Annotated in this window: 20 protein-coding genes; 16 read left to right on the top strand and 4 right to left on the bottom strand. The window is 67.4% G+C overall.

Going from position 1 to position 22,331, the window contains the following annotated elements:
- The first annotated feature begins 42 nt into the window (after window positions 1–42).
- Window positions 43–2,136, top strand: coding sequence for a penicillin-binding protein 1C (gene pbpC, locus AC1DDA_RS15175; RefSeq protein ID WP_476796370.1), 2,094 nt, complete (start codon window positions 43–45; stop codon window positions 2,134–2,136).
- A 545-nt stretch (window positions 2,137–2,681) separates the two neighbouring features.
- Here the strand turns inward: pbpC and AC1DDA_RS15180 are convergent.
- Together AC1DDA_RS15180 and AC1DDA_RS15185 are read right to left on the bottom strand one after the other, a co-directional pair.
- Entirely contained in the window at window positions 2,682–5,768 is a 3,087-nt protein-coding gene (locus AC1DDA_RS15180) for an efflux RND transporter permease subunit (protein ID WP_476796371.1), read from the bottom strand.
- Window positions 5,768–6,847 carry an efflux RND transporter periplasmic adaptor subunit gene (locus tag AC1DDA_RS15185; RefSeq protein WP_476780676.1) on the bottom strand — a complete coding sequence of 360 codons (1,080 nt, stop codon included), beginning with the start codon at window positions 6,845–6,847 and terminating at the stop codon, window positions 5,768–5,770. Before AC1DDA_RS15185 ends, AC1DDA_RS15180 begins: the two co-directional genes overlap by 1 nt.
- Window positions 6,848–6,997: 150 nt before the next feature.
- On the opposite strand from AC1DDA_RS15185, the gene AC1DDA_RS15190 reads away from it, so the two are divergent.
- The 5 genes from AC1DDA_RS15190 (at window position 6,998) to phnE (AC1DDA_RS15210) (ending at window position 11,532) form a co-directional block, all read left to right on the top strand.
- On the top strand, window positions 6,998–7,690 hold the full coding sequence (locus AC1DDA_RS15190; protein WP_476796372.1) for a TetR/AcrR family transcriptional regulator: 693 nt from the start codon (window positions 6,998–7,000) through the stop codon (window positions 7,688–7,690).
- 156 nt (window positions 7,691–7,846) lie between these two features.
- Window positions 7,847–8,665: a phosphonate ABC transporter ATP-binding protein gene (phnC, locus tag AC1DDA_RS15195; protein WP_476796373.1), complete on the top strand. Its 819-nt coding sequence runs from the start codon at window positions 7,847–7,849 to the stop codon at window positions 8,663–8,665.
- A gap of 77 nt (window positions 8,666–8,742) precedes the next feature.
- Window positions 8,743–9,657: a phosphonate ABC transporter substrate-binding protein gene (gene phnD, locus AC1DDA_RS15200; protein WP_441509628.1), complete on the top strand. Its 915-nt coding sequence runs from the start codon at window positions 8,743–8,745 to the stop codon at window positions 9,655–9,657.
- A 142-nt stretch (window positions 9,658–9,799) separates the two neighbouring features.
- On the top strand, window positions 9,800–10,681 hold the full coding sequence (gene phnE, locus AC1DDA_RS15205; protein ID WP_476796374.1) for a phosphonate ABC transporter, permease protein PhnE: 882 nt from the start codon (window positions 9,800–9,802) through the stop codon (window positions 10,679–10,681).
- Window positions 10,678–11,532: a phosphonate ABC transporter, permease protein PhnE gene (gene phnE, locus AC1DDA_RS15210; RefSeq protein ID WP_441509630.1), complete on the top strand. Its 855-nt coding sequence runs from the start codon at window positions 10,678–10,680 to the stop codon at window positions 11,530–11,532. The genes phnE (AC1DDA_RS15205) and phnE (AC1DDA_RS15210) overlap by 4 nt, the downstream gene beginning before the upstream one ends.
- A gap of 112 nt (window positions 11,533–11,644) precedes the next feature.
- Here phnE (AC1DDA_RS15210) and phnF read toward each other — a convergent pair whose 3' ends face one another.
- Entirely contained in the window at window positions 11,645–12,391 is a 747-nt protein-coding gene (gene phnF / locus AC1DDA_RS15215) for a phosphonate metabolism transcriptional regulator PhnF (RefSeq protein ID WP_476796375.1), read from the bottom strand.
- A gap of 88 nt (window positions 12,392–12,479) precedes the next feature.
- Between phnF and phnG the strand changes: the two genes are divergently transcribed.
- The 8 genes from phnG to AC1DDA_RS15255 all read left to right on the top strand — a co-directional run bounded on the left by phnG (window position 12,480) and on the right by AC1DDA_RS15255 (window position 19,126).
- Window positions 12,480–12,908: a phosphonate C-P lyase system protein PhnG gene (gene phnG, locus AC1DDA_RS15220; RefSeq protein ID WP_476796376.1), complete on the top strand. Its 429-nt coding sequence runs from the start codon at window positions 12,480–12,482 to the stop codon at window positions 12,906–12,908.
- Window positions 12,908–13,510, top strand: a complete 603-nt coding sequence (gene phnH / locus AC1DDA_RS15225) for a phosphonate C-P lyase system protein PhnH (RefSeq protein WP_476796377.1) — start codon at window positions 12,908–12,910, stop codon at window positions 13,508–13,510. Before phnG ends, phnH begins: the two co-directional genes overlap by 1 nt.
- Window positions 13,510–14,712, top strand: coding sequence for a carbon-phosphorus lyase complex subunit (locus tag AC1DDA_RS15230; RefSeq protein WP_476796378.1), 1,203 nt, complete (start codon window positions 13,510–13,512; stop codon window positions 14,710–14,712). Before phnH ends, AC1DDA_RS15230 begins: the two co-directional genes overlap by 1 nt.
- The gene (locus AC1DDA_RS15235) at window positions 14,709–15,632 is read left to right on the top strand and encodes an alpha-D-ribose 1-methylphosphonate 5-phosphate C-P-lyase PhnJ (protein ID WP_476780669.1); all 924 of its coding nucleotides are present in this window, start codon (window positions 14,709–14,711) and stop codon (window positions 15,630–15,632) included. Before AC1DDA_RS15230 ends, AC1DDA_RS15235 begins: the two co-directional genes overlap by 4 nt.
- Window positions 15,629–16,435 (top strand): phosphonate C-P lyase system protein PhnK, encoded by an 807-nt coding sequence (gene phnK, locus AC1DDA_RS15240; protein ID WP_441509636.1) that lies wholly within the window; start codon window positions 15,629–15,631, stop codon window positions 16,433–16,435. The genes AC1DDA_RS15235 and phnK overlap by 4 nt, the downstream gene beginning before the upstream one ends.
- Window positions 16,436–16,596: 161 nt before the next feature.
- Window positions 16,597–17,292 (top strand): phosphonate C-P lyase system protein PhnL, encoded by a 696-nt coding sequence (phnL, locus tag AC1DDA_RS15245; protein ID WP_441509637.1) that lies wholly within the window; start codon window positions 16,597–16,599, stop codon window positions 17,290–17,292.
- Between the two features lie 2 nt (window positions 17,293–17,294).
- Window positions 17,295–18,434, top strand: a complete 1,140-nt coding sequence (locus tag AC1DDA_RS15250) for an alpha-D-ribose 1-methylphosphonate 5-triphosphate diphosphatase (RefSeq protein WP_476796379.1) — start codon at window positions 17,295–17,297, stop codon at window positions 18,432–18,434.
- Window positions 18,431–19,126 carry a DUF1045 domain-containing protein gene (locus AC1DDA_RS15255; RefSeq protein WP_441509639.1) on the top strand — a complete coding sequence of 232 codons (696 nt, stop codon included), beginning with the start codon at window positions 18,431–18,433 and terminating at the stop codon, window positions 19,124–19,126. Before AC1DDA_RS15250 ends, AC1DDA_RS15255 begins: the two co-directional genes overlap by 4 nt.
- Window positions 19,127–19,324: 198 nt before the next feature.
- Here the strand turns inward: AC1DDA_RS15255 and phnN are convergent, their stop codons facing one another.
- Window positions 19,325–19,915, bottom strand: coding sequence for a phosphonate metabolism protein/1,5-bisphosphokinase (PRPP-forming) PhnN (gene phnN / locus AC1DDA_RS15260; RefSeq protein ID WP_476780665.1), 591 nt, complete (start codon window positions 19,913–19,915; stop codon window positions 19,325–19,327).
- Here phnN and AC1DDA_RS15265 point away from each other — a divergent pair.
- A complete protein-coding gene (locus AC1DDA_RS15265; protein WP_476796380.1) occupies window positions 19,914–20,549 on the top strand; it encodes an LbetaH domain-containing protein in 636 nt (211 codons plus the stop codon). The genes phnN and AC1DDA_RS15265 overlap by 2 nt on opposite strands.
- A 121-nt stretch (window positions 20,550–20,670) precedes the next feature.
- Window positions 20,671–22,176 (top strand): methyl-accepting chemotaxis protein, encoded by a 1,506-nt coding sequence (locus AC1DDA_RS15270; RefSeq protein WP_476796381.1) that lies wholly within the window; start codon window positions 20,671–20,673, stop codon window positions 22,174–22,176.
- Window positions 22,177–22,331: the final 155 nt, after the last annotated feature.

Below are 22,331 nucleotides of genomic sequence, written 5' to 3' on the forward strand. Positions count from 1 at the left end.
CCCGAGAATCTCGATCAGGAGATGCTCGGGTCAAGCCCGAGCATGACGCCGTGCCCTGGCCACTTTCATAAACTGAAGATCGCCGCCGGTGTCTGCGTACTCGCGTTCGTTGCGGCAGCCACCGCCCTCGCCGTCTACGCCCGCTCGCTCCCCCCGCTCGACCTCTCCGCCGCGGCCGATCGCTCGACCGTGGTGCTCGACCGCGAGGGCAAGCTGCTGCGCCCCTTCCTCACCGCGGACGGGCGCTGGAAGCTGCCGGTCACCAACGGCGATGTCGATCCCCGCTACCTCGCCATGCTCAAGACCTTCGAGGACAGGCGCTTCGACAACCACCACGGCATCGACCCGCTGGGCATGCTGCGCGCCGCCAGCCAGATGCTGGCGAATGGCCGCGTCGTCTCCGGCGGCTCGACCCTGACCATGCAGGTCGCCCGCCTGCTGGAACCGCGGGAGGAGCGCACGCTCGCCGCCAAGCTCCGGCAGGCCGTCCGTGCCGTCGAGCTGGAACGGCGCTTCGACAAGGCGAGCATTCTCGACCTCTATCTCACCCTCGCCCCCTTCGGCGGCAATCTCGAAGGCGTGCGCGCCGCGAGCTTTGCCTATTTCGGCAAGGAGCCGAAGCGGCTCTCGACCGCCGAGGCCGCGCTCCTCGTAGCCCTGCCGCAATCGCCCGAGACGCGCCGGCCGGACCGCTTCGTCGAGGCCGCCCGCAAGGCGCGCGAGCGCGTGCTGGAGCGGGTGGAGCAGGCCGGGCTCGCGACACGTGACGAGGTCGCCGCCGCCCGCGACGAGCCGATCCCCACCGCGCGCCGCCCGTTCCCCAGTTTGAGTCCGCATGTCGCCGAGCAGGTCGTTGCGGAAGCACCGACATTGCGGGTCCACAAGCTTGCGCTCGACGCAAGGCTGCAAGCCTCGCTCGAAGGCCTCGCCCGCGAGCGCAGCCTGGGGCTAGCCCCGCAAGTCTCGATCGCGATCCTCGCAGTCGACAACGAGACGGGCGAGGTCCGCGCCTCGGTTGGCGGCGTCGACTACTTCGCGGCCGAACGCGCCGGCTCGCTCGACCTGACACGGGCGCTGCGCTCGCCGGGATCGGCGCTGAAGCCATTCATCTACGCGCTCGCCTTCGACAACGGCATCGCCCATCCAGAGACGATGCTGGAGGACCGGCCGGCGCGCTACGGCATCTATATCCCCGAAAATTTCGACATGACTTTCCAGGGCATGGTCAGCGCCCGCAAGGCGTTGCAGCTCTCGCTCAACGTGCCGGCCGTCGAACTGCTCTCGGCGCTGGGCCCGCAGCGCTTCCTCTCGCGGCTGCGCGATGCCGGCATCGCCATCGCCATGCCCAGGGACAGCGGCGCGCCCGGCCTCGCGGTAGGCCTCGGCGGGCTTGGTATCACCTTGCAGGACCTGACGCGCGCCTATGTCGGGCTGGCCCGCGGCGGGGAGATGCTGCCGCTGAGCTTCCGCCAGCAGGCGGCCACGTCAGGCCCCGCCCCGCGCCTCGTCGACCCCGTCGCGGCCTGGTATGTCGCCGATACCTTGCTCGGCGCGCCGCCGCCACTCAACGCCGTGCCCGGCCGCATCGCCTACAAGACCGGCACCTCCTATGGCTATCGCGATGCCTGGGCCGTCGGCTTCGACCGCAAGCACACGATCGGCGTGTGGGTCGGGCGGGCCGACAATGGCGCCGTGCCCGGCCTCGTCGGGCGCACGGTGGCCGCGCCAATCCTGTTCGACGCCTTCGCCCGGCTCGGCATCGATCCACGGCCCTTCCCGCAGCCGGCGGACGCGATCGTTGCCAGCACCGGCCATCTGCCGCCGCCGCTCAGGCATCTCCGGCAGGACGTGCCCAAGACCGTGACGGCGATGACGACGCCGACGCTGAAGCTCGCCTTCCCGCCGGACGGCGCGCGTATCGATCTCTCCGCCGCCGCCCTCGACGGCAAGGGCCAGCTCAACCTCAAGGCCGCCGGCGGGTCGCCGCCCTATACCTGGCTGGTCGACGGATCGCCGGTGACCGAGCCGCAGCGCCGGCGCGAGACGCAGTGGCAGCCGCCGGGCAAAGGCTTCATGCGGATTTCGGTGATCGACGGCACCGGCGCGAGCGAGAGCGTGTCGGTGCGGCTGCAGTAGCGAGCCGGCATCGCAACCGGTATCGGCCCGGCGGCACCCGCACCGAAAGCCCCGTACAGGACTGGCCTGCGGGGTTTTCGGGCAAGCGTATCCGAGGGATGCGCGGAGCCTTGCGGCGTTCGCAGTCGACGGCTGCGTGCCGATGTCGAGTCGATGTCGATGGTGTCGAACAGCGACGACCTCGCGCTGCCCGGCTCCGCGCACGGGTATCTGGGGGTCCGCCTCGCTTCGACGCCCGGCGAGGGCGCGGGCCTGCCTGTTTCGGCCCGTGCGAAGTCGGCACCTCCACGCCTGACAGGCCCGCAACGGCCCGGGGCGTGAAGCCCGCAATCCCATCCGGCCCACGATGCCTCGCGAAGCCCCTCGGTCGGGTGGGACGCGCGCAGCATAGGCATGGGTTGGACGGGCGGGGATAAGTCAGGCGGCAGACGCCGTCATGCTCGGGCTTGACCCGAGCATCTCATGCCGAAAGAGACTCCTGCGCCGTCCCGTCCGGAGATTCTCGGGTCTCCGCTACGCTTCGCCCGAGAATGACGCAGGTGGCCCTACTCCGCCGGATGCAGCTGCGCCCCGTGCGCCTCTTCATCCGCGCCGTGGCGCGAGCCATGGACCTTGCGGGCGAGATAGCTATAGGCGACCGGCACCACATAGAGCGTCAGCAGCGTGCCGAAGGTCATGCCGCCGACGATGACCCAGCCGATCTGCGAGCGGCTTTCCGCGCCGGCGCCATGGGCGATGGCGAGCGGCACGGCGCCGAGCACCATCGCGCCCGTGGTCATCAGGATCGGCCGCAGACGCAGCTCCGCCGCCTCGACGAGGGCGTCGATCATCTCCTTGCCCTCCTCGCGCAGCTGGTTGGTGAACTCCAGGATCAGGATGCCGTGCTTGGTGATCAGGCCGACGAGCGTGATCAGGCCGATCTGGCTGTACACGTTCATCGTCCCGCCCGTGTAGTAGAGCGCCGCGAGCGCGCCGGTGAGCGAGAGCGGCACCGAGACCATGATCACCACGGGATCGACGAAGCTCTCGAACTGCGCCGCCAGCACCAGATAGATGAAACCGAGCGCCAGCAGGAAGACGAGGAAGATGCTCGCGCCCGACTGCTTGAACTCGCGGCTCTGGCCGGAATAGTCGACCTGGACCGAGGATGGCAGCACGCGTGCGGTCGCGTCCTCCAGCACCTTGAGCGCATCGCCGAGCGAATAGCCGGGCGCAGGCAGCGCCGTGATCGTGGCCGAGCGCAGCTGATTGAAGCGGACCAGCTCCTTGGGCGCGACGGTCTCCTCGATCTTGACCAGGCTCGACAGCTGCACGACTGCGCCGCTGCGGCCCATCAGATAGATCGATTGCAGCGCCTGCGGCGTGTTGCGCTCGGAGCCCGCGACCTGCAGCATCACGTCGTACTGCTTGCTGTTCATGTTGAAGCGCGTGACCTGTCGCCCGCCGAGCAGCGTCTCCATGGTGCGGCCGATGACATCGACACCGACGCCAAGGTCGGCGGCGCGCTGCCGGTCGATCGTGACCCGGATCTGCGGCTTGTCGAGAATGAGGTTCGTCTCGACGTTCCAGAGCGCCGGAGAATCTGCGACCTCCCGCATCAGCTGGTCGACATAGCTCTTGAGCTGGGCGTAGCTCTCCGAGGAGCGCAGCACGAACTCCACAGGCTTGCTGTTGGCGTTACCCTGGCCCAGCGAGGGCGGGTTGTTGGCGAAGAGGCGGATGCCGGGGATCTGCCCGAGCTCGCGGGTGATGTCGGCGACCAGATCCTGCTGCTTGCGCTCGCGCTCCTCCCAGGGCTTGAGCCGGGCTATGGCGATGGCGCGGGTCACGTCGGGGAAGCCGACGATGACGAGATAGGTATCCACCTCCTGGAGCTTGCTGAAATATTCCTCGACCCGGCGGGCATAGCTCGCCGTGAAGGACATGGTCGCCCCTTCCGGCGCAACGCCGATCACGTTGATCGTGCCGCGATCTTCGACAGGCGCCAGCTCCGAGCGCAGATGGGTGAAGAAGTAATAGCCGCCGCCGGCGACGCCGACCGCCAGCAGGACGACGAGCGGACGCACGGTGAGCGCAGCGCGCAGCGAGGCCCTGTAGCCCCGCGACAGCCCCTCGAAGCCACGCTCCAGCACGTTGTACAGCCAGCTATGCTTGTCATGGTGACGCAGGAGCTTGGCGCACATCATCGGCGTCAGCGTTAGCGCAACGAAGCCCGAGACCAAGACCGCGCCGGCGAGCGTGAGCGCGAACTCGATGAAGAGCTTGCCGGTGCGGCCGGTCGAGAACGCCATCGGCGCATAGACCGCCACCAGCGTCAGCGTCATCGCCACCACGGCGAAGGCGATCTCGTTGATGCCGCGGATCGCCGCCTTGTTCGGCTCCATGCCGTCCTCGATATGGCGGTGGACGTTCTCCAGCACCACGATGGCGTCGTCGACGACGAGGCCGATGGCGAGCACCATCGAGAGCAGCGTCAGCGTGTTGACGGTGAAACCGAACGCATACATCAGCGCGAAGGAGCCGATCAGCGAGACCGGGATCGTCACCAGCGGAATCAGCGTCGCCCTGAGCGAGCGCAGGAAGACGAAGATGATGAGAACGACGAGGACGATCGCCTCGATGATCGTCTGGAACACCGCCTTGATCGAGCGGTCGATGAAGATCGAGCTGTCGTAGGAGACCGCGATCGACATGCCGTCGGGCAGATCCTCGATGATGCCGGGCAAGGCTGCGCGCACGCCGGACGAGACGTCGAGCGGGTTCGCGGTCGCCTGCTTCACGATGCCGACGGTCACCGAGGGCGAGCCCTTGAACCAGGCCGCGTTGCGCTCTTCGAGCGCGCCGAGCTCGACGCGCGCCAGATCCTTCAGCTTGATCGGGAAGCCGGCGGCATCCTTCACCACGATCTCGCGGAACTGCTCCGGCGTGACCAGGCCGGTCTGCGACAGCACGGTGAACTCGCGGTCGCTGCTCTCGATCCGGCCCGATGGAATCTCGATGTTCTGGGCGCGAACCGCCGCCTCGATCTGCTGGACGGTAACGTCATAGGCGGAGAGGCGCGAGCGATCGAGCCAGATGCGCATCGCATATTGACGCTGGCCGAGAATGCGGACCTCGGCGACGCCGGTGATGTTCTGGACGCGCTCGGCGATGAAGCGATCGGCAAAGTCGGTCAGCTCGAGCGGGCTGTGCCGGGTGCTGGTCAGCGACAGGTAGAGGACCGGCTGCGAATCCGCCTCGACCTTGGCGATGATCGGTTCGTCGATCTCTTCCGGCATGCGCCCGCGCACGCGGCTGACGCGGTCCCGCACGTCGGAGGCCGCAACGTCGGGATCGATGTCGGGGCGGAAGCGCACCGAAATCTGGCTGCGCTCCTGGCGGCTGGCCGAGGAGATGATCTCGATGCCCTCGATGCCGGCGATCGAGTTCTCCAGGATCTGCGTGACCTGGGTCTCGATGATCTCGGCCGAGGCGCCGCGATAGATCGTCTGCACCGAGACGATCGGCTCGTCGATGTTCGGGTATTCGCGGACGGTGAGGCGGCCATAGCAGACGATGCCGATCAGCATCACCAGCAGGCTCAGAACCGTCGAAAGGACGGGCCTGCGGACGAAGAGCTCGAACAGGCTCATCAGAGCTGGCTCGTCTGGACGGGCTTTTCCTTGACGGAGATGGTGCTGCCGTCACGCAGCCGCATCTGACCGGCGGTGATGATCTGCATGCCGGGCTTCAGCCCGCCGACCACCTCGACCTTGCCGGGCAGGCGCTTGCCGAGCTCGACCGCGACGCGGCGCGCCTTGCCGTTCTCGGCGACGTAGATCATCTTGCCAACGCCGTCGGGCACCACCGCCATCTCGGGGATGACCATGGCGTTCTCGCGCTGGTCGACCGTGATCGACAGCCGGGCGAACAGGCCGGGCTTCAGGGCGAGGTCGCCGTTCGGAACGTTGGCGCGCAGGCGGATCGCGCGGCCGTTGACGTCGACGACCGGGTCGATCGCGAAGATCTGGCCCGTGAAAGTCCGGTCCGGAACGGCATCGACGCGCACCTGGACGGGCTGGCCGACCTTGACGCGGCTCAGATAAATCTCCGGCACCCGGAAATCGACCTTGATCGGGTCGATGCTGGTCAGCACGATCAGCGGCTTGCCGACGGAGACATAATCGCCGATGCCGACCGAGCGCAGACCGACGACGCCGCTGAACGGCGCGACGATGGTCGATTGCGCGAGCTTGGCCTTGGCAAGCTGGACGCGCGCCTCGCTGGACGCGAGCCGCGCCGTCGACTCGTCGAGCGCGACCTGCGTGCCCGAGCCGCGCTGCACCAACGCCCTCAGCCGCTCGTTGGTGTCGCGCGCCAGCCCGAGATCGGCCAGCGCCTGCTTCAGCTCGGCATCGAGGATGGCGGTATCGAGCTTGACCAGATCCTGACCGGCCTTGACCCGCTCGCCCTCCTTGAAGCCGAGAGCGACGACGCGGCCGGCGATTTCGGAAGCGATGATCACGGATTCATCCGCGGCGAGCGTGCCGAGAGCCTCGACCTCCTCGTTGACGGTCATCGTCTCGACGGAAGCCACCTCCACCGGCACGGCGCGCGGCCCGGAAACGGCGCTGGCCTGGGCCTGCTGCGTGCCGGCACGCTGGTTGCGGTAAGCGTAATAGCCGCCGCCCGCGAGCGCCGCGACCACGACGAGGAGAACAAACCGCTTCATAAGACTGGACGCTCCAATACCGCGCGACTATCTTAGACTGGACAGTCTAGTTTGATAAGAGGCCAAGTGTGCGGGAGCATGGCTGACACCCCCCTCCGTCGACACCGGGCAACCCCTCTCACCGAACCGGCAGGCGCCGAGGCAAGACCCGTGCCGAAACCCCTCCGGCGAAACGGCGCCAAGACACGCCTGCTCGATTCCGACCAGACCGAAACGAACCCGGCCAAATCCCTTTCCGCCGAACGCGCGCGCCCCGACAAGCACGACGCCATCACCCGCGCAGCCGCCGAAACCTTCCTTGCGGAGGGGTTCGAGCGCGCGAGCCTCGACCAGATCGCCCATCGGGCCGGTGTTTCGAAACAGACGATCTACAGCCATTTCGCCGATAAGGAGGCGCTGTTCAAGGCGATTTGTGCCGGCCTCACGGAAACGTTGACTCTGCCGCTCGAGCAGGCGTCGCCCGCCGCCGATCTGCGCAGCGCCCTGACGCAGCTGGGCGAGGACATGCTCAAGCTCATGCTGCGTCCGGCCTCTCTCGATCTGCACCGGCTGGTGGTCAGCGCCTCGCCACGCTTTCCCGAGCTCGGCCACGCTGCCTATGAGGCCGGCGCCAAGAGAATGAGCGCCGCCATCGTGACGCTGCTCATCGAACGGTCACGCGTCGGCCACGGCGTTGCCCGGCCGCTCGGCCTTGCCGAAGCCGATCTCCTCGCCGAACAGTTCGTCGGCATGCTGCGCGGCCTGCACCAGTTGCGCGGCCTTCTCGGGGTGAAGCCGATGCCGGCCACCCAACGGAAAGCCTATGTTCGCGCCTGCGTCGACGCGCTGCTGAACGCGCTCTGACGAGGCCATCCAAGGTCACCGGATCGCGCTTTCGGCCACTGTCACGTCGCTGTCATCAGCCGCCGCTAGCTCTCGTCGCCATGGAGATGAGTTGCCCCACGGTCAGGGCCGGACGGGGCTGCGCTCATGCCCGCATCGTGCGCGAGAACCCATCACATGCTGCGTATCGAAGGTCTGACCAAGCGCTTTGGCGACAAGAATGCTGTCGACAATGTCTCGCTGTCGATCCCCAAGGGTGAGATGGTCGGCGTGATCGGCAGGTCCGGAGCCGGCAAATCAACTCTGCTGCGCATGCTCAACCGGCTGGCGGAGCCGACATCCGGCCGGATCGCCTGCGAGGAGCAGGAGGTCACCGCGCTGAAGGGGGCTTCGCTGCGGCGCTGGCGCCGCGACACGGCGATGATCTTCCAGCAGTTCAACCTCGTCGGCCGCCTGGACGTGCTGACCAACGTGCTGCTCGGGCGCCTGAACCACCGCTCCGCGGCCCTGACGCTGGTCAAGAGCTTCTCCGAAGACGACAAGATCCGCGCCATTGCGGCGCTCGAACGTCTCGATATGGGGCATCTGCTGGCACAACGCGCCGAGACCCTGTCCGGGGGCCAGCAGCAGCGCGTCGCCATCGCCCGCGCCCTGGTCCAGGAGCCGCGCATCATCCTCGCCGACGAGCCGATCGCCTCGCTCGATCCCCGTAACACGCAAGTCGTCATGGACGCGCTGTTCCGCATCAACCGCGAGGACGGCATCACCGTGATGTGCAACCTGCACGACCTCGATATCGCGGCAAAGTATTGCGACCGGCTGATCGGCATGGCGGCCGGCAAGGTCGTGTTCGACGACGTGCCGCAGGCGCTGACGCGCGAGGTCGCAGCCGAACTCTACGGCATCGAAGCCAAGGATGCCGGCGCCGAGGCGCTGGACGCGCTCGATGCCATCGCCGCCTCCGAGGCGAAGCGCGCCCGCCAGAAGATCGCCTGACAAGCGAAGGATCGCCGGCGCGGCCAAAGGCCGTCGCCGCGAAAAGAGCATCCCGACAGCAACCAGGAGCAGACCCAATGCTGACCCGTCGTCATACCCTCAAGCTCGCCGTCGCCGGCCTCGCCGCCACCGCTGCCCCGGCCTTTGCCCAGGACTGGAAGGCGAAGTATCCGGAGCTCGTCTTCGCGATCATCCCGGCCGAGAACGCCTCGGGCGTGGTCGAGCGCTACACCCCCTTCGTGAACTATCTCGCCAAGGAACTCGGCACCAAGGTGACGCTGCGCATCGCCAATGACTACGCCGCGATCATCGAGGGCCAGCGCGCCGGCAACATCCATATCGGCATGTACGGCCCGGCGTCCTTCGCCCGCGCCCGCATGACCGGCGCCAAGGTCGACGCCTTCGCGATCGAGACCAACCTCGACGGCACGAAGGGCTATCACTCCGTCTTCTACGTGAAGAAGGACTCGCCCTATCAGAAGGTCGAAGACCTCAAGGGCAAGAATCTCGGCCTCGTCGATCCGAACTCCACCTCGGGCAACAACGTGCCGCGCTTCGTCCTCAACCAGATGAAGATCGAGCCGGAAACCTTCTTCTCCAAGGTCGTCTACACCGGCAGCCACGAGAACGCGGTCATCGCCCTGCAGCAGGGCACCGTCGACATCGCCGCCAACTGGTGGAACGACGAGCAGGAGTCGAACCTGCAGCGCATGGCCCGCAAGAACATGGTCAAGGCCGACGACTTCCGGATCATCTACAAGTCCGAGCAGATCGTGAACTCGCCGATGGCCTATCTCACCGACCTGCCTGATGACCTCAAGGCCAAAATCCGCGACGCGGTGCTGAACCTCGCCACCAAGGACAAGGCCGCCTTCGACAAGATCTATGAAGGCAAGCAGGGCCCGCTCGTCGCCGTCGACAACAAGGCCTACGACCCGATCATCGAGCTCAACAAGTTCGTCGACGACCTCCGCAAGAAGAAGTCGTCGTAATCATCAGCACGTCATGCCCGGGCTTGACCCGGGCATCTCCCGACAGAGATTCCCGGGTCTGCGCTTCGCTTCGCCCGGGAATGACGCCCTTGTCCGGGATCGGCTCCAGCCGGTCCCGAGACGGAGTGGAAGCGCCCCCGCCATGACCCTCGCGATCGACCGCAACGACCCGGCCATCCTGGCCCATGCCGAGACCTATCGGCAGGCGGCCGTGGCCAAGCGCCGCCAGGCGCTCATCGGCGCCGCCGTCTTCATCGTCTGCGTCCTGCTGGCCGCGCGCGGCTCGGAGGTCGATCTCGCCAAGTTCTTCGCGAACATCCACCGCTTCCCGAAATACATCTACGAGACGCTGCCGACGCTGCGCCTCGCCAGCCTCGGCTCAGACCTTGCGGAATGGTATTGGGGCCTCAAGAACTGGCTGAAGCTGCTCTGGCAGACCATCCTGATCGCCTATGTCGGCACCGTGCTCGGCGCCGTCGGCGCCTTCCTGTTCTGCTTCGCCGCCGCCGCCAATCTCGGCCGGTCCGCATGGCTGCGCTTCACTGTCCGCCGCTTTCTCGAATTCTGCCGCACCGTTCCGGAAATCGTCTTCGCGCTGATCTTCGTCATCGCCTTCGGTCTCGGCCCGTTGCCCGGCGTGCTTGCCATCGCCATCCATACCATGGGCGCGCTCGGCAAGCTGTTCTCAGAGGTGGTCGAGAACATCGACTTGAAGCCGGTTGACGGCGTCATCGCCTCCGGCGGCAGCTGGTGGCAGATCGTGCGCTTCGCTGTCGTGCCACAGGTGCTCTCCAATTTCGCCAGCTATGCGCTGCTGCGCTTCGAGATCAATGTCCGCGGCGCCTCGATCATGGGCTTCGTCGGCGCCGGCGGCATCGGCCAGGATCTGATCGAGGCCATCCGCAAATTCTACTTCACCGATGTCAGCGCCATCCTGCTGCTGATCATCGTCACGGTGATGCTGATCGACTACGGCACCGAGCGCCTGCGCCACGCCCTCCTCAGCCTGGAGCACGGTCGATGAGCCTCGCCTTCACCCCGGCCGAGCGCGCCGACATCGTCAACCGCCACCAGGCCGCGATCCGCGGCTCGCTCAAGACGAAGCTCGCCACCATCGGCACCATCGCCGTGCTGCTCGGCCTCTTCGTCTACGGGCTGACGACCCTTGAGACCTCGCTCTGGAAGATCCTCGCCGGGCTCGGCAATCTCGGCTCCTTCGTCGGCCTGATGCTGCCTCCCAACCCCGGCTCCTGGGCCCGCGCCCTGATCTTCGTGCAGGCGCTGTTCGAGACGATCGCCATCGCCTTTCTCGGCACCGTTCTGGCGGCGACACTCGCCCTTCCGCTCGGCTTCATCGCGGCGCGCAACGTCGTCGCCAACCGCGTCGTGCATTTCCTGGCCCGCCGCTCGCTCGACACGGTGCGCGGCGTGGACGCGCTGATCTGGGCGCTGATCTGGGTGAACGTCGTGGGCCTCGGCCCCTTCGCCGGCATGCTCGCGATCATGACCAGCGATCTCGGCGCCTTCGGCAAGCTCTATTCGGAAGCGATCGAGGCCGCCGACCGCAAGGCGGTCGAGGGCGTCGCCTCCGTCGGCGGCGGCAAGGCGCATGAGATCCGCTTCGGCCTGCTGCCGCAGGTGCTGCCGGTCATCGCGAGCCAGGTGCTCTATTTTATCGAATCCAACACCCGCTCCTCGACGATCATCGGCATCGTCGGCGCCGGCGGCATCGGCCTCTATCTCGCCGAGACGATCCGCACGCTGGAATGGCAGCAGGTCTCCTTCCTGATCCTGCTCATCCTCGCCGCCGTCTCCGCCATCGACTTCCTCTCTGGCAAGCTGCGCTTCGCCATCATCGGCAAGCGGGCGAGCTGACCTCCTGGGCCGTCGTTCTCGGGCGTAGCGAAGCGAAGACCCGGGATTCTCCCGCGGCAAGAGGCGGCTCTTCGTCCTGAGATGCTCGGGTCACGCCCGAGCATGACACTCCTCAACGATCCCCGAACGGCTCGATCACCATTTCCATGCGTTCGGCGGCGAAGACGCTCGAGACCAGATGCACCGGCGTCAGGTCCGGCAGCGCATCCACCGCCGTCGAGATCATCACGGCAGCCTCGGGCGCGATCTCCAGCAGTTCTGCCTCCTGCTCATCGGCAAGCCGCGCCGTCAACCGTGTCGAGAGGCGCACATAATCCGTGATGCCGTAGACCTTGAAGGCTGCCGTGATAGAACCGGCCGCCTCACGATAGACCTTGTCGAAATCCGGGAAGCGCTCGACCGAAAGCCAATGCGTGCCCGTGCCCATCGGCACGCCATCGGCGAGGCTTACGCCCCGCACGCACCACAGCGGCGTCCCGAGCTTCAGGCCCAGCGCCGTGCAGGCCGCCGCCTCGCCGACGACCGTCTCGGCCGACAACATGCGGCTCGTGCCGGTGATGCCGAGCTTGCCCATATTGGTGCGCATGCTGACGCGCCGTCCGATCGGATAAGGCAGGCGCGGCGCTGTCACCTGCGTGCCGCGTCCGCGCGCGACCGTGACCAGCCCCTGCTCGGCCAGATGCCGGAAGGCCTGCCGCACGGTGTGGCGATGCACGCCGTAGCGTTCCGCCAGCGCGACCGAGGCAGGCAGCGTGTCGCCGAGCTTGTACTCGCCGCGCCCGATCGCATCAGCCAGCTCATCGGCGATGCGCCGCCAGGCTGTTCCGCCATCCCGTTCCGCGATTGCCGCATCCGTCATCAAAATTTCATCCGAAAAGTATAGACCTTTGCCATCAACTCCCCTAGCATAGTCTAGACATTCGGAACTGACCAGCGAGCCCGCGCCGATGAGCCAGAAAACCGCGAGACAAGGCTGGATGGCGACGCTGGCGCGCGCCTCCCGCACCGAGATCGAGACCCTGTTGGGCGATCCACCCGACCATGAAGTGCTCAAGGCCCCCGAAACCGGAACCGTGATGGTCGAGGGCCGCGCCGGCGGTGCCGGCCGCCGCTTCAATCTAGGCGAGGCCACGGTGACGCGCTGCGTCGTGCGCCTTTCGACCGGACGGATGGGCTTCTCCTATGCGCTCGGCCGCGACGGCCGCAAGGCGCGGCTGGCCGCGTTGCTGGACGCCCGGCTTCAGGACGAGGCCGAAGGCGGCCTGCATGAAGGCGTCGCAGCTCTCGCGGCGCAGCAGGCGGCCGCCCGAGATCACGCCTCCCGCAAGGCAGCGGCCACGAAGGTCGATTTCTTCACGCTGGTCAGGGGCTCGTGATGTCGCCGCAATCGATGATCTCCCCCGGCTTCTCCGATCCGGTCTTCCAGTCCCAGGCGGCCTTCCGCGCGCTGCTCGCCGCCCTTTCCGAGCCCGGCACGCTGCAGCGTGTCGCAGCCGAGATCGCACCGCCGGAGGGTCTTGCCGCTGCTACGGCGACCGCGCTGCTGTCGCTCGCCGATTACGAGACGCCGGTCTGGCTGCCCGCAGCCCTGCGCGACGGCGCGGCCGGCGCGTGGCTGCGCTTCCATTGCGGCGTCGCGCTGGTCGACGATCCCGCCAAGGCCGCGTTCGCCGTGCTCGACGGCGCGGCAAATGAACCGAAGCTTTCCGCCTTCAATCTCGGCAACGACCAGTTCCCGGATCGCTCGACCACCGTGATCGTGCAGGTCGCAGCGCTGGAGGGCGGCACCGCCTTCACCCTCTCCGGCCCCGGTATTCCCGGCACCCGCACGGTCGCGCCGCAGGGCCTGCGCCCCGGCGTCGTCGAGGAGCTTAGCGAGAACAACGCGCTCTACCCGCTCGGCGTCGATGTCGTGCTCGCCCATGGCGACGGTATGATCGGCCTGCCGCGCTCGACGCAAATCGAGGAGGCTCGCTGATGTATGTCGCAGTGAAAGGCGGCGAGGCCGCCATCCTCGCAACGCACGACCTCGTCGCCGAGGCGCGCCGCGGCGACCCCGCCGTGCCGGAAATCAGCGTTGCCCAGATCCGCGAGCAGCAAGCGCTGGCCTGCGCCCGCGTGATGAACGAGGGCTCGCTCTACGATCAGGATCTCGCCGCGCTCGCATTGAAGCAGTCGCAGGGCGACGTCATCGAGGCCGCCTTCCTGATGCGCGCCTATCGCACGACGCTGCCGCGCTTCGGCTCGTCCGAGCCGCTCGACACGGCCGCGATGGCGATCCGCCGCCGGGTGTCGGCGACCTATAAGGATCTGCCGGGCGGGCAGGTGCTCGGCCCGACCTATGACTACACGCATCGGCTGTTCGACTTCGCGCTGATGGATTCTCCCGCCGTCAGGGCCGGGCTTGACCCGGCCATCTCGGGACAAGAAGGCACCGGAACCTCCGTGTCCAGAGATGCTCAGGTCAAGCCCGAGCATGACGGCCTGAAAGCCCCTCTCGACGCGACCATGCCCCGCGTGCCGGATATCCTCGGTGCCGAGGGTTTGATGGAAGCCGAGGAGCCGCCGGAAGGCGATCCGCGCCCCTTCGACCTCACCCGCGATCCGGTCTCCTTCCCGGCCGACCGCGACGTGCGCCTGCAATCGATGGCGCGCGGCGACGAGGGCTTCCTGCTCGGTCTCGGCTATTCCGTGCAGCGCGGCTTCGGCGGCACCCACCCCTTCGTCGGTGAGGTGCGCGTCGGCGAGGTCGCGGTCGAGTTCGTGCCGGAAGAGCTCGGCTTCCCGGTCGATCTCGGCGACGTCACCCTGACCGAATGCCAGATGGTCAACCAGTTCCAGGGCTCGAAGGAGGTTCCGCCGCAATTCACCCGCGGTTACGGCCTCGTCTTCGGCCATAGCGAGCGCAAGGCGATGTCGATGTCGCTGGTCGATCGCGCCCTGAAGGCGCGCGATTTCGGCGAGGCGACCAACTACCCCGCGCAGCAGGACGAGTTCGTCCTCTACCATGCCGACAATGTCGAGGCGGCCGGCTTCGTCGAGCATCTCAAGCTGCCGCACTATGTCGATTTCCAGGGCGAGCTCGAGCTGATCCGCCGCATCCGCCGCGAACGCGAGGAACGGCTGGCTCGCGAGCAGGACGCCAAAGAGCCTGACAGCATGCCGGAGGCTGCGGAATGACCCTTCACCAGATTCCGGCGGATGATACGAAGCCGGCTTATAACTACGCTTATCTCGACGAGCAGACCAAGCGGATGATCCGCCGCGCCTTGCTCAAGGCGGTCGCGGTGCCCGGCTATCAGGTGCCGTTCGGCTCGCGCGAGATGCCGCTCGCCCGCGGTTGGGGCACCGGCGGCATCCAGATCACCGCCGCGATCATCGGCCCGGACGATACGCTGAAGGTGATCGATCAGGGCGCCGACGACACCACCAACGCCGTCTCGATCCGCAAGTTCTTCGAACGCACCGCCGATGCCCGCACCTGCGAGGCGACGGAGGAGGCGACGATCATCCAGACCCGCCACCGCATCCCGGAGGCGCCGCTCAAACCCGGCCAGGTCATGGTCTATCAGGTGCCGATGCCCGAGCCGCTGCGGAGGCTGGAGCCGCGCGAGGCCGAGACCCGCAAGATGCACGCCTGGGCCGAATACGGGCTGATGCAGGTCAAGCTCTACGAGGACATCGCCCGCTATGGCGAGATCACCAAGACCTATGACTATCCGGTCATGGTCAACGATCGCTACGTGATGGCGCCCTCGCCGATCCCGAAATTCGACAATCCGAAGATGCACATGTCGCCCGCGCTCCAGTTGTTCGGCGCCGGCCGCGAGAAGCGCATCTACGCGCTGCCGCCCTATACCAGCGTGCGCAGCCTGGATTTCGAGGATCATCCCTTCCGCATCCAGAGCTGGACCCAGCCCTGCGGGCTCTGCGGTGCTGCCGACAGCTATCTCGACGAGGTCGTGATCGACGATCGCGGCGGGCGCATGTTCGTCTGCTCCGACAGCCATTACTGCGAGACCCGCCGGGCCGAAGGCCATCGCGGCACCATGCTGGGCGATGCCGCCGCGAGCGGGCTGGTCGAGGAGACGACACCATGACCCTTCACGTCGCTCCCGCCGAGCTCGATCTCGAACCCGCCCCCCTGCTCTCGGTCGCCAATGTCAGCCGCTTCTACGGCGAGCGCATCGGCTGCGCCGATGTCTCCTTCGATCTCTGGCCCGGCGAGGTGCTCGGCATCGTCGGCGAATCCGGCTCGGGCAAATCGACCCTGCTGCGCTGCCTTGCCGGCATCGACAAGCCCGACGAGGGCGAGGTGCTGTTTCGCGGCGGGTCTGAACCGCTCGATATCTACTCTGTCTCCGAGCAGGAGCGCCGCCGCCTGATGCGTACGGCCTGGGGCATCGTCCACCAGAACCCGCGCGACGGCCTGCGCATGGACGTCACCGCCGGCGGCAATGTCGGCGAGCGGCTGATGGATCGCGGCGACCGGCATTACGGCCAGATCCGCGAGCGCGCGCTCGACTGGCTGAGCCGAGTCGAGATCGCGGGCGCCCGCATCGACGACCGGCCGCGCCAGTTCTCCGGCGGCATGCAGCAGCGCCTGCAGATCGCCCGCGTCCTGGTCTCGGAACCGCGCCTCGTCTTCATGGACGAGCCGACCGGCGGCCTCGACGTCTCCGTGCAGGCCCGCCTGCTCGATCTGCTGCGCGTGCTGGTGCGCGATCTCGGCCTCGCCGCGATCATCGTCACCCACGACCTCGCCGTCGCCCGGCTCCTGACCGACCGGTTGATGGTGATGAAGGACGGCAACGTCGTCGAGCAGGGCCTGACCGATCAGGTCCTCGACGATCCGCACCATGCCTATACGCAGCTTCTCACTTCGGCGGTGCTGAGTGTGTGAGCAATGCAGAGCGTCATTCTCGGGCGGAGCGCAGCGCAGATCCGAGAATCTCCTGCAGGAAGGGGCGCCCTTCTTTCCTGAGATGCTCGGGTCGAGCCCGAGCATGACGAGCTTGCACCCGTCACATCCTCGTCACTGCGAATCGGCAAGGCACTGACACCATGACCACGATGATTCAGGTCGAGAACGTCGCCAAGACCTTCACCCTGCACAACCAGGGCGGAGCGCGGCTGCCCGTCTTCGACAACGTCAATTTCCATGTCGAGGCCGGCGAGGCGTTGGTGCTTGCCGGCGCGTCGGGCGCCGGCAAGTCGAGCCTGCTGCGCATTCTCTACGGCAACTACAAGCCGACGGCGGGCGCGATCCGCATCACCCATGCCGGCCGCCCGGTCGACATCGTCGCCGCCGTGCCGCGCACCGTGCTCGATGTCCGCCGCCGCACGCTCGGCTTCGTCTCGCAATTCCTGCGCGTCATCCCGCGCGTCTCGACGCTCGACATCGTGCGCGACCCGCTGCTGGCGCGCGGCGCTCCGGCGGAGACCGCAACCGCGAAGGCGAAGGCCATGCTCGCCCGCCTCAACTTGCCGGAGCGGCTGTGGAACCTCGCGCCCGCCACCTTCTCGGGCGGCGAGCAGCAGCGCGTCAACATCGCCCGCTCCTTCGTCGATCCCTCGGCGATCATGCTGATCGACGAGCCGACCGCCTCGCTCGACGCCAATAATCGCGACGTCGTCGTCCAGCTCATCTCGGAGGCGCGCGCCGCCGGCTCCGCCATCGTCGGCATTTTCCACGACGAGGCGGTTCGCGAACGCGTCGCGACGCGCTATCTCGACATCACCGCTTTCCGGAAGGCCTGACGATGCAAACCGTTCTCACCAACGCCAAACTCATTCTCGAGAACGAGGTCGTCACCGGCACCATCGCCTTCGACGCGAACGGCATCGTATCGGTCGATCAGGGCGGGTCATCCCTGCCCGGCGCCATCGACGTGGGCGGCGACTATGTCGCGCCCGGCCTCGTCGAGATGCACACTGACAACATGGAAAAGCACTTCATGCCGCGCCCCAAGGTCTTCTGGCCGAACGGGCTGGCGGCGGCGCTCGTCCATGACGCGCAGATGGCCGCGGCCGGCGTCACCACCGTCTACGACGCCGTCTGCGCCGGCACGCCCTTCTCGGCCAAGGACTACCGCAAGGACATCTTCGCCGACGTGATGAAGGCGCTCGCCGAAGGCAAGCGCGAGAACGTCTTCCGCATCGACCACCGCATCCACATGCGCTGCGAGCTGACGAGCCCGGACCTGATCAAGGACATCGAGCCCTATCAGGACGACGAACTCGTCCAGCTTGTCTCGTTGATGGATCACACGCCGGGCCAGCGCCAATGGCGCAACATCGAGCATCTGCGGACCTATGCGATGGGCAACGGCAAGACGCAGGAAGAGTTCGAGGAGGACGTGGTGATGCGCCAGCAGGAAGGCGCCACCAACGTCTCGAAGAACTGGTCGGCGGTCGTCGACGTCTTCCGTTCGCGCGGCATCCCGCTCGCGACCCATGACGACACCACGCCCGAGCATGTCGCAGATGGCATCGCGTCGGGCGCCGTGATCTCCGAATTCCCGACCACGATCGAAGCGGCCGGAGCCGCCAAGAAGCATGGCCTCGCGACTGTCGCGGGCGCGCCCAACGTCGTGCGCGGCGGCTCGCATTCCGGCGGCGTCTCGGTCTCGGAACTGGCCGAGAAGGGCCTGCTCGATGGGCTCTCCTCGGACTACGTTCCGGCGAGCCTGCTGCAGGCCGTCGTCAAGCTCAATGCCGGCCACGGCATCGCGCTGCCCGAGGCGATGGGCATGGTGACCTGGAAGGTGGCCGACATCCTCGGCCTCAAGGATCGCGGCCATCTCAAATCCGGCCTGCGCGCCGACCTGCTGCGCTTCAAGGTGCTCGGCGCCACGCCGGTCATCAGCGCCGTCTGGTCGAAAGGCGAGCGCGCGTTTTGAGCAAGCCGCGCTACGCCGTCTATTACGCTCCCGCCGCCGAAAGCCCCCTCTGGCGCTTCGGCAGCGCGACGCTCGGCTATGATGCGCTCACCGGCGAGGATCTGTCCTTCGCCGTTCCACCCGGCTGCGATCCGGCTCAATGGCCGGCTCTCACCGAGGAGCCGCGCCGCTACGGCTTCCACGCCACGCTGAAGGCGCCCTTCGAACTCGCCCATGGGCGCAGCGAAGAGCAGCTGCGCGCCTTCGCCCGGAACTACGCCGCAGGCCGGGAGGGCGTGACGCTGGCGGGGCTGAGCGTCACGGCGCTCGGCTCCTTCGTGGCGCTGACGCCGTCGGAGCCTAGCGAGGAGCTGCAACGCTTCGCCTTCACGCTCGTGCAGGCCTTCGAGCCGTTCCGCGCGCCGCTGGAGGAAGCGGACCGGGCGCGACGCCTCAAGAGCCCGCTCACCCCCGCGCAGCACGCCTATCTCGAAGCCTATGGCTATCCATATGTGGGCGACGCCTTCCGCTTCCACATGACGCTGACCGGCTCCTTGCCGGGCGAGCACGCGGCACCGGTCAAGCAGGGGCTGGAAGCGGCCTATGCGGAGGCCCTCCCGACCGGATCGGTCAAACTCGACCGTTTCGCCCTGTTCAAGCAGGACGGCCGCGCCGGCCGCTTCCGCCTGCTCGATTCATATCCCTTCGGCTAAAATGCCCCGCGTTGCCGGCGTTCCACCGTCATTCCGGGGCAGGCCGCAGGCCTGAGCCCGGAACCCATGAACACCGGACAGAGATCAGGAAGCGGCTGCACCGACAGCATTCGGATGGTCGAAAGACGCGTTCACGGGTACCGGGCCCATCGCCGCGCGATGCCCCAGAATGACGGCCAGCTTCGATCGCCGGATCGCCTACCGACCGAGCCCGCGCAGCACGGCGAGCAGCTCTCCGGCGGCCTCGGCAATGCTGCGATCGTTCATGATCGTGACGATCTCGGCGCTTTCAGCCGTCAGCGGAGCCTCGCGCTTCAGGCGCGCCGCGATATCCGCCTCGCTCTCGCGCCCGCGCGCCGCGAGCCGCTGCGCCAGCACCGGCACCGGGGCGGTGATGTTGAGCACCACCACACGCTCGGCCAGCCGCTCGGCCGCCGCGATGACGGCGCGGGAAATATTGACGATCACCACCGCGCCCTCGGCGATGCCGGCGAGCTCGGCCGCGGGGATACCGTAGCTCAGACCATGCGCCCGCCAGCTCAAGGCAAGATCGCCCTTCACTTCGGCCTCGCGGAAAGCGGCCTCGTCGCAGGAATCGTGATCCTCGGCGCCGGCCATGGCAGGGCGGGTGATCAGCCGGCGGGCGAAGCGGAAGCGCGGATCGCCGGCGAGCCCGGCCCGGCCCGCATCCATCAACGTGTCCTTCCCCGCACCGGAAGGCCCGACCACGAGGACAAGCGCGCCCGCTGCTGAAACGGGGGCCGCAAGATCAGGAGACTGTAAGGACATGGCTGCGAAGAAGCTGGGACTCGAAGCGGTGATCGACCCGACCGCTCAGGTGAGGCAGGCGACGCTCGGGCGCTACACCGAGATCGGCGCGCGCACGAGTTTCGTCGAGTCGACGATGGGTGATTACTCCTATGTCGTGAACGACGCGAATGTCATTTACACGACGATCGGAAAATTCTGCTCGATCGCGGCGATGACCCGGATCAATCCCGGCAACCATCCGATGCACCGGGCGAGCCAGTCGCATTTCACCTATCGCGCCTCCGCCTATTTCGACGATGCTGAGGACGATGCCGCCTTCTTCGACTGGCGCCGGGCGCATGCGGTGACGATCGGCCACGATGTCTGGATCGGCCATGGTGCGATCGTGCTCGCCGGACGCAACATCGGCACCGGCGCGGTGATCGCGGGCGGCGCCGTCGTCACCAAGGACGTCGCCCCCTACACAATCGTCGCCGGCAATCCGGCCCGGCCGGTCAGGCGGCGCTTTTCCGAGGAGACCGCCGAGCGGCTGCAGGCGCTTGGCTGGTGGGACTGGGACCATGCGCAGCTGCGCGCGGGGCTGGACGATTTCCGTCATCTGCCGGTGGAGGCGTTCCTCGACAAATACGAGGCGCTGAAGGGCGAGGCCTGAGGCGGTCGGCCGCAGCAGATCGATCCAGATCGGCCCCCCTCCTCACCGGCCGTTAACCCGTGATCGGCGAGAGAGGGCAGCGGGCTCGAACAGTCGCGGGCCCAAAAGGAATTACCGTCTCATGTCCGCACCGGATCATCTCGCCAAGCGCCTGGCCTTCCTCGGCCTCGACACCGCAGCGAACAGCCATATCCGTGACGTCCACGAGACCCTCAGCGCCGCCATTCCGGGCGCGCTCGACGCTTTCTACGATCAGGTGCGCGCCTTTCCGGAAACCCGCGGCTTCTTCGGCAGCGACGAGCATATCGAGGCCGCCAAGCAGCGGCAGGTTCAGCACTGGGGCGGGATCGCGACCGGGAAGTTCGACGAGAACTATGTCAATGCCGTGACCCGCATCGGCAAGGTCCATGCCCGCATCGGGCTTGAGCCGCGCTGGTATATCGGCGGTTATGCACTGATCCTCGAGCAACTGCTCGGCGCCGTCCTGCAGGCGCGCTGGCCGAAGAACGCGCTCGGCAGGCGCATGTCCGGCGCCGACGAGCGCGCGGCCGAGATCGGCGCCGTCGTCAAGGCCGCCATGCTCGACATGGACTATGCCATCACCGTCTATCTCGAGGCCTCTGAAGCGGCTCGCCTCAAGGTGGAGGCCGAGGCGCACGCTGCCGAGCAGGCGAAGGCGGCCGAGCGCGATCAGGCGATCGCCTGCGTCAGCAAGAGCATGGCCGCACTGGCCGAGGGCGACCTGACCCATCGCATGAGCAACGAGATTCCGGCCGAATACGCTGAGATCCGCGAGCATTTCAATGCGGCGATGGCGCGGCTTCAGGAGATGGCTGCAACGATCAAGACGACTTCGACCGCGATCGCCGCCTCCTCGCAGGAAATCAACAGCGGCGCGCAGGACCTGTCCATGCGCACCGAGCAGCAGGCTTCGGCACTGGAAGAGAGCGCCGCGACGACTGAGCAGCTCGCGGCCTCGGTCAAGACATCCTCGCAGGCCTCGCGCGAATCCGTCGCGCTGGCGGACGAGGCAGCCAATGTCGCCCGCACCGGCGGCAACATCGTCAGGGACGCTGTCGACGCGATGGCCCGGATCGAGGGGGCTTCGAAGCGAATCTCCGAGATCACCGACGTGATCGACGGCATTGCCTTCCAGACCAACCTGCTGGCGCTCAACGCCGCCGTCGAGGCCGCGCGCGCCGGCGAGGCCGGCCGCGGCTTCGCCGTGGTTGCGGCCGAGGTGAGGGCGCTGGCCCAACGCTCGGCCGACGCCGCCAAGGACATCACCGGCCTGATCGCCTCCTCCGACGTCGAAGTCGCCGAGGGCGTCAAGCTCGTCAGGCAGGCCGGCGAGACGCTCAGCCGGATCGTGGCCGCCTCCGCAAAAGTGTCGAGCACGGTCGAGGAGATCGCGTCGGCCGCCGGCGAGCAGGCCAACGGCATCGACGAGATGAGCCAGACCGTCAGCCACATGGACGAGATCACGCAGCAGAACGCGGCGCTAGCCGAACAGAGCGCGGCCTCGGCGCGTACGCTGCTCGACCAGATCGACCACCTCAACCGGCTCGTCGCCGCCTTCCGGACGGAGCCGACCGCTGAAACCTCGGCCCGCCGCCGCACGGCGTGAACGAGCGGCTTCGGATCAGACTGGCCAGCGACAAATTCCCGCCGTCATCCCGGGCTTGACCCGGGATCCATGCCGGAGCGTTGTCGATTCAGGTTCGGGCATGGATCCCGGCTCTGCGCCTCGCTGCGGCCGGGATGACCCAGGTCACCCGGGAA

It is taken from the genome of Allobosea sp. 10N428, from assembly GCF_056394545.1.

Coding starts and splice junctions, on each gene's coding strand:
- pbpC (WP_476796370.1), top strand. CDS start 43: ATGACGCCGTGCCCTGGCCACTTTCATAAACTGAAGATCGCCGCCGGT.
- AC1DDA_RS15180 (WP_476796371.1), bottom strand. CDS start 5,768: ATGAGCCTGTTCGAGCTCTTCGTCCGCAGGCCCGTCCTTTCGACGGTT.
- AC1DDA_RS15185 (WP_476780676.1), bottom strand. CDS start 6,847: ATGAAGCGGTTTGTTCTCCTCGTCGTGGTCGCGGCGCTCGCGGGCGGC.
- phnC (WP_476796373.1), top strand. CDS start 7,847: ATGCTGCGTATCGAAGGTCTGACCAAGCGCTTTGGCGACAAGAATGCT.
- phnD (WP_441509628.1), top strand. CDS start 8,743: ATGCTGACCCGTCGTCATACCCTCAAGCTCGCCGTCGCCGGCCTCGCC.
- phnE (WP_476796374.1), top strand. CDS start 9,800: ATGACCCTCGCGATCGACCGCAACGACCCGGCCATCCTGGCCCATGCC.
- phnE (WP_441509630.1), top strand. CDS start 10,678: ATGAGCCTCGCCTTCACCCCGGCCGAGCGCGCCGACATCGTCAACCGC.
- phnF (WP_476796375.1), bottom strand. CDS start 12,391: ATGACGGATGCGGCAATCGCGGAACGGGATGGCGGAACAGCCTGGCGG.
- phnG (WP_476796376.1), top strand. CDS start 12,480: ATGAGCCAGAAAACCGCGAGACAAGGCTGGATGGCGACGCTGGCGCGC.
- phnH (WP_476796377.1), top strand. CDS start 12,908: ATGTCGCCGCAATCGATGATCTCCCCCGGCTTCTCCGATCCGGTCTTC.
- AC1DDA_RS15230 (WP_476796378.1), top strand. CDS start 13,510: ATGTATGTCGCAGTGAAAGGCGGCGAGGCCGCCATCCTCGCAACGCAC.
- AC1DDA_RS15235 (WP_476780669.1), top strand. CDS start 14,709: ATGACCCTTCACCAGATTCCGGCGGATGATACGAAGCCGGCTTATAAC.
- phnK (WP_441509636.1), top strand. CDS start 15,629: ATGACCCTTCACGTCGCTCCCGCCGAGCTCGATCTCGAACCCGCCCCC.
- phnL (WP_441509637.1), top strand. CDS start 16,597: ATGACCACGATGATTCAGGTCGAGAACGTCGCCAAGACCTTCACCCTG.
- AC1DDA_RS15250 (WP_476796379.1), top strand. CDS start 17,295: ATGCAAACCGTTCTCACCAACGCCAAACTCATTCTCGAGAACGAGGTC.
- AC1DDA_RS15265 (WP_476796380.1), top strand. CDS start 19,914: ATGGCTGCGAAGAAGCTGGGACTCGAAGCGGTGATCGACCCGACCGCT.
- phnN (WP_476780665.1), bottom strand. CDS start 19,915: ATGTCCTTACAGTCTCCTGATCTTGCGGCCCCCGTTTCAGCAGCGGGC.
- AC1DDA_RS15270 (WP_476796381.1), top strand. CDS start 20,671: ATGTCCGCACCGGATCATCTCGCCAAGCGCCTGGCCTTCCTCGGCCTC.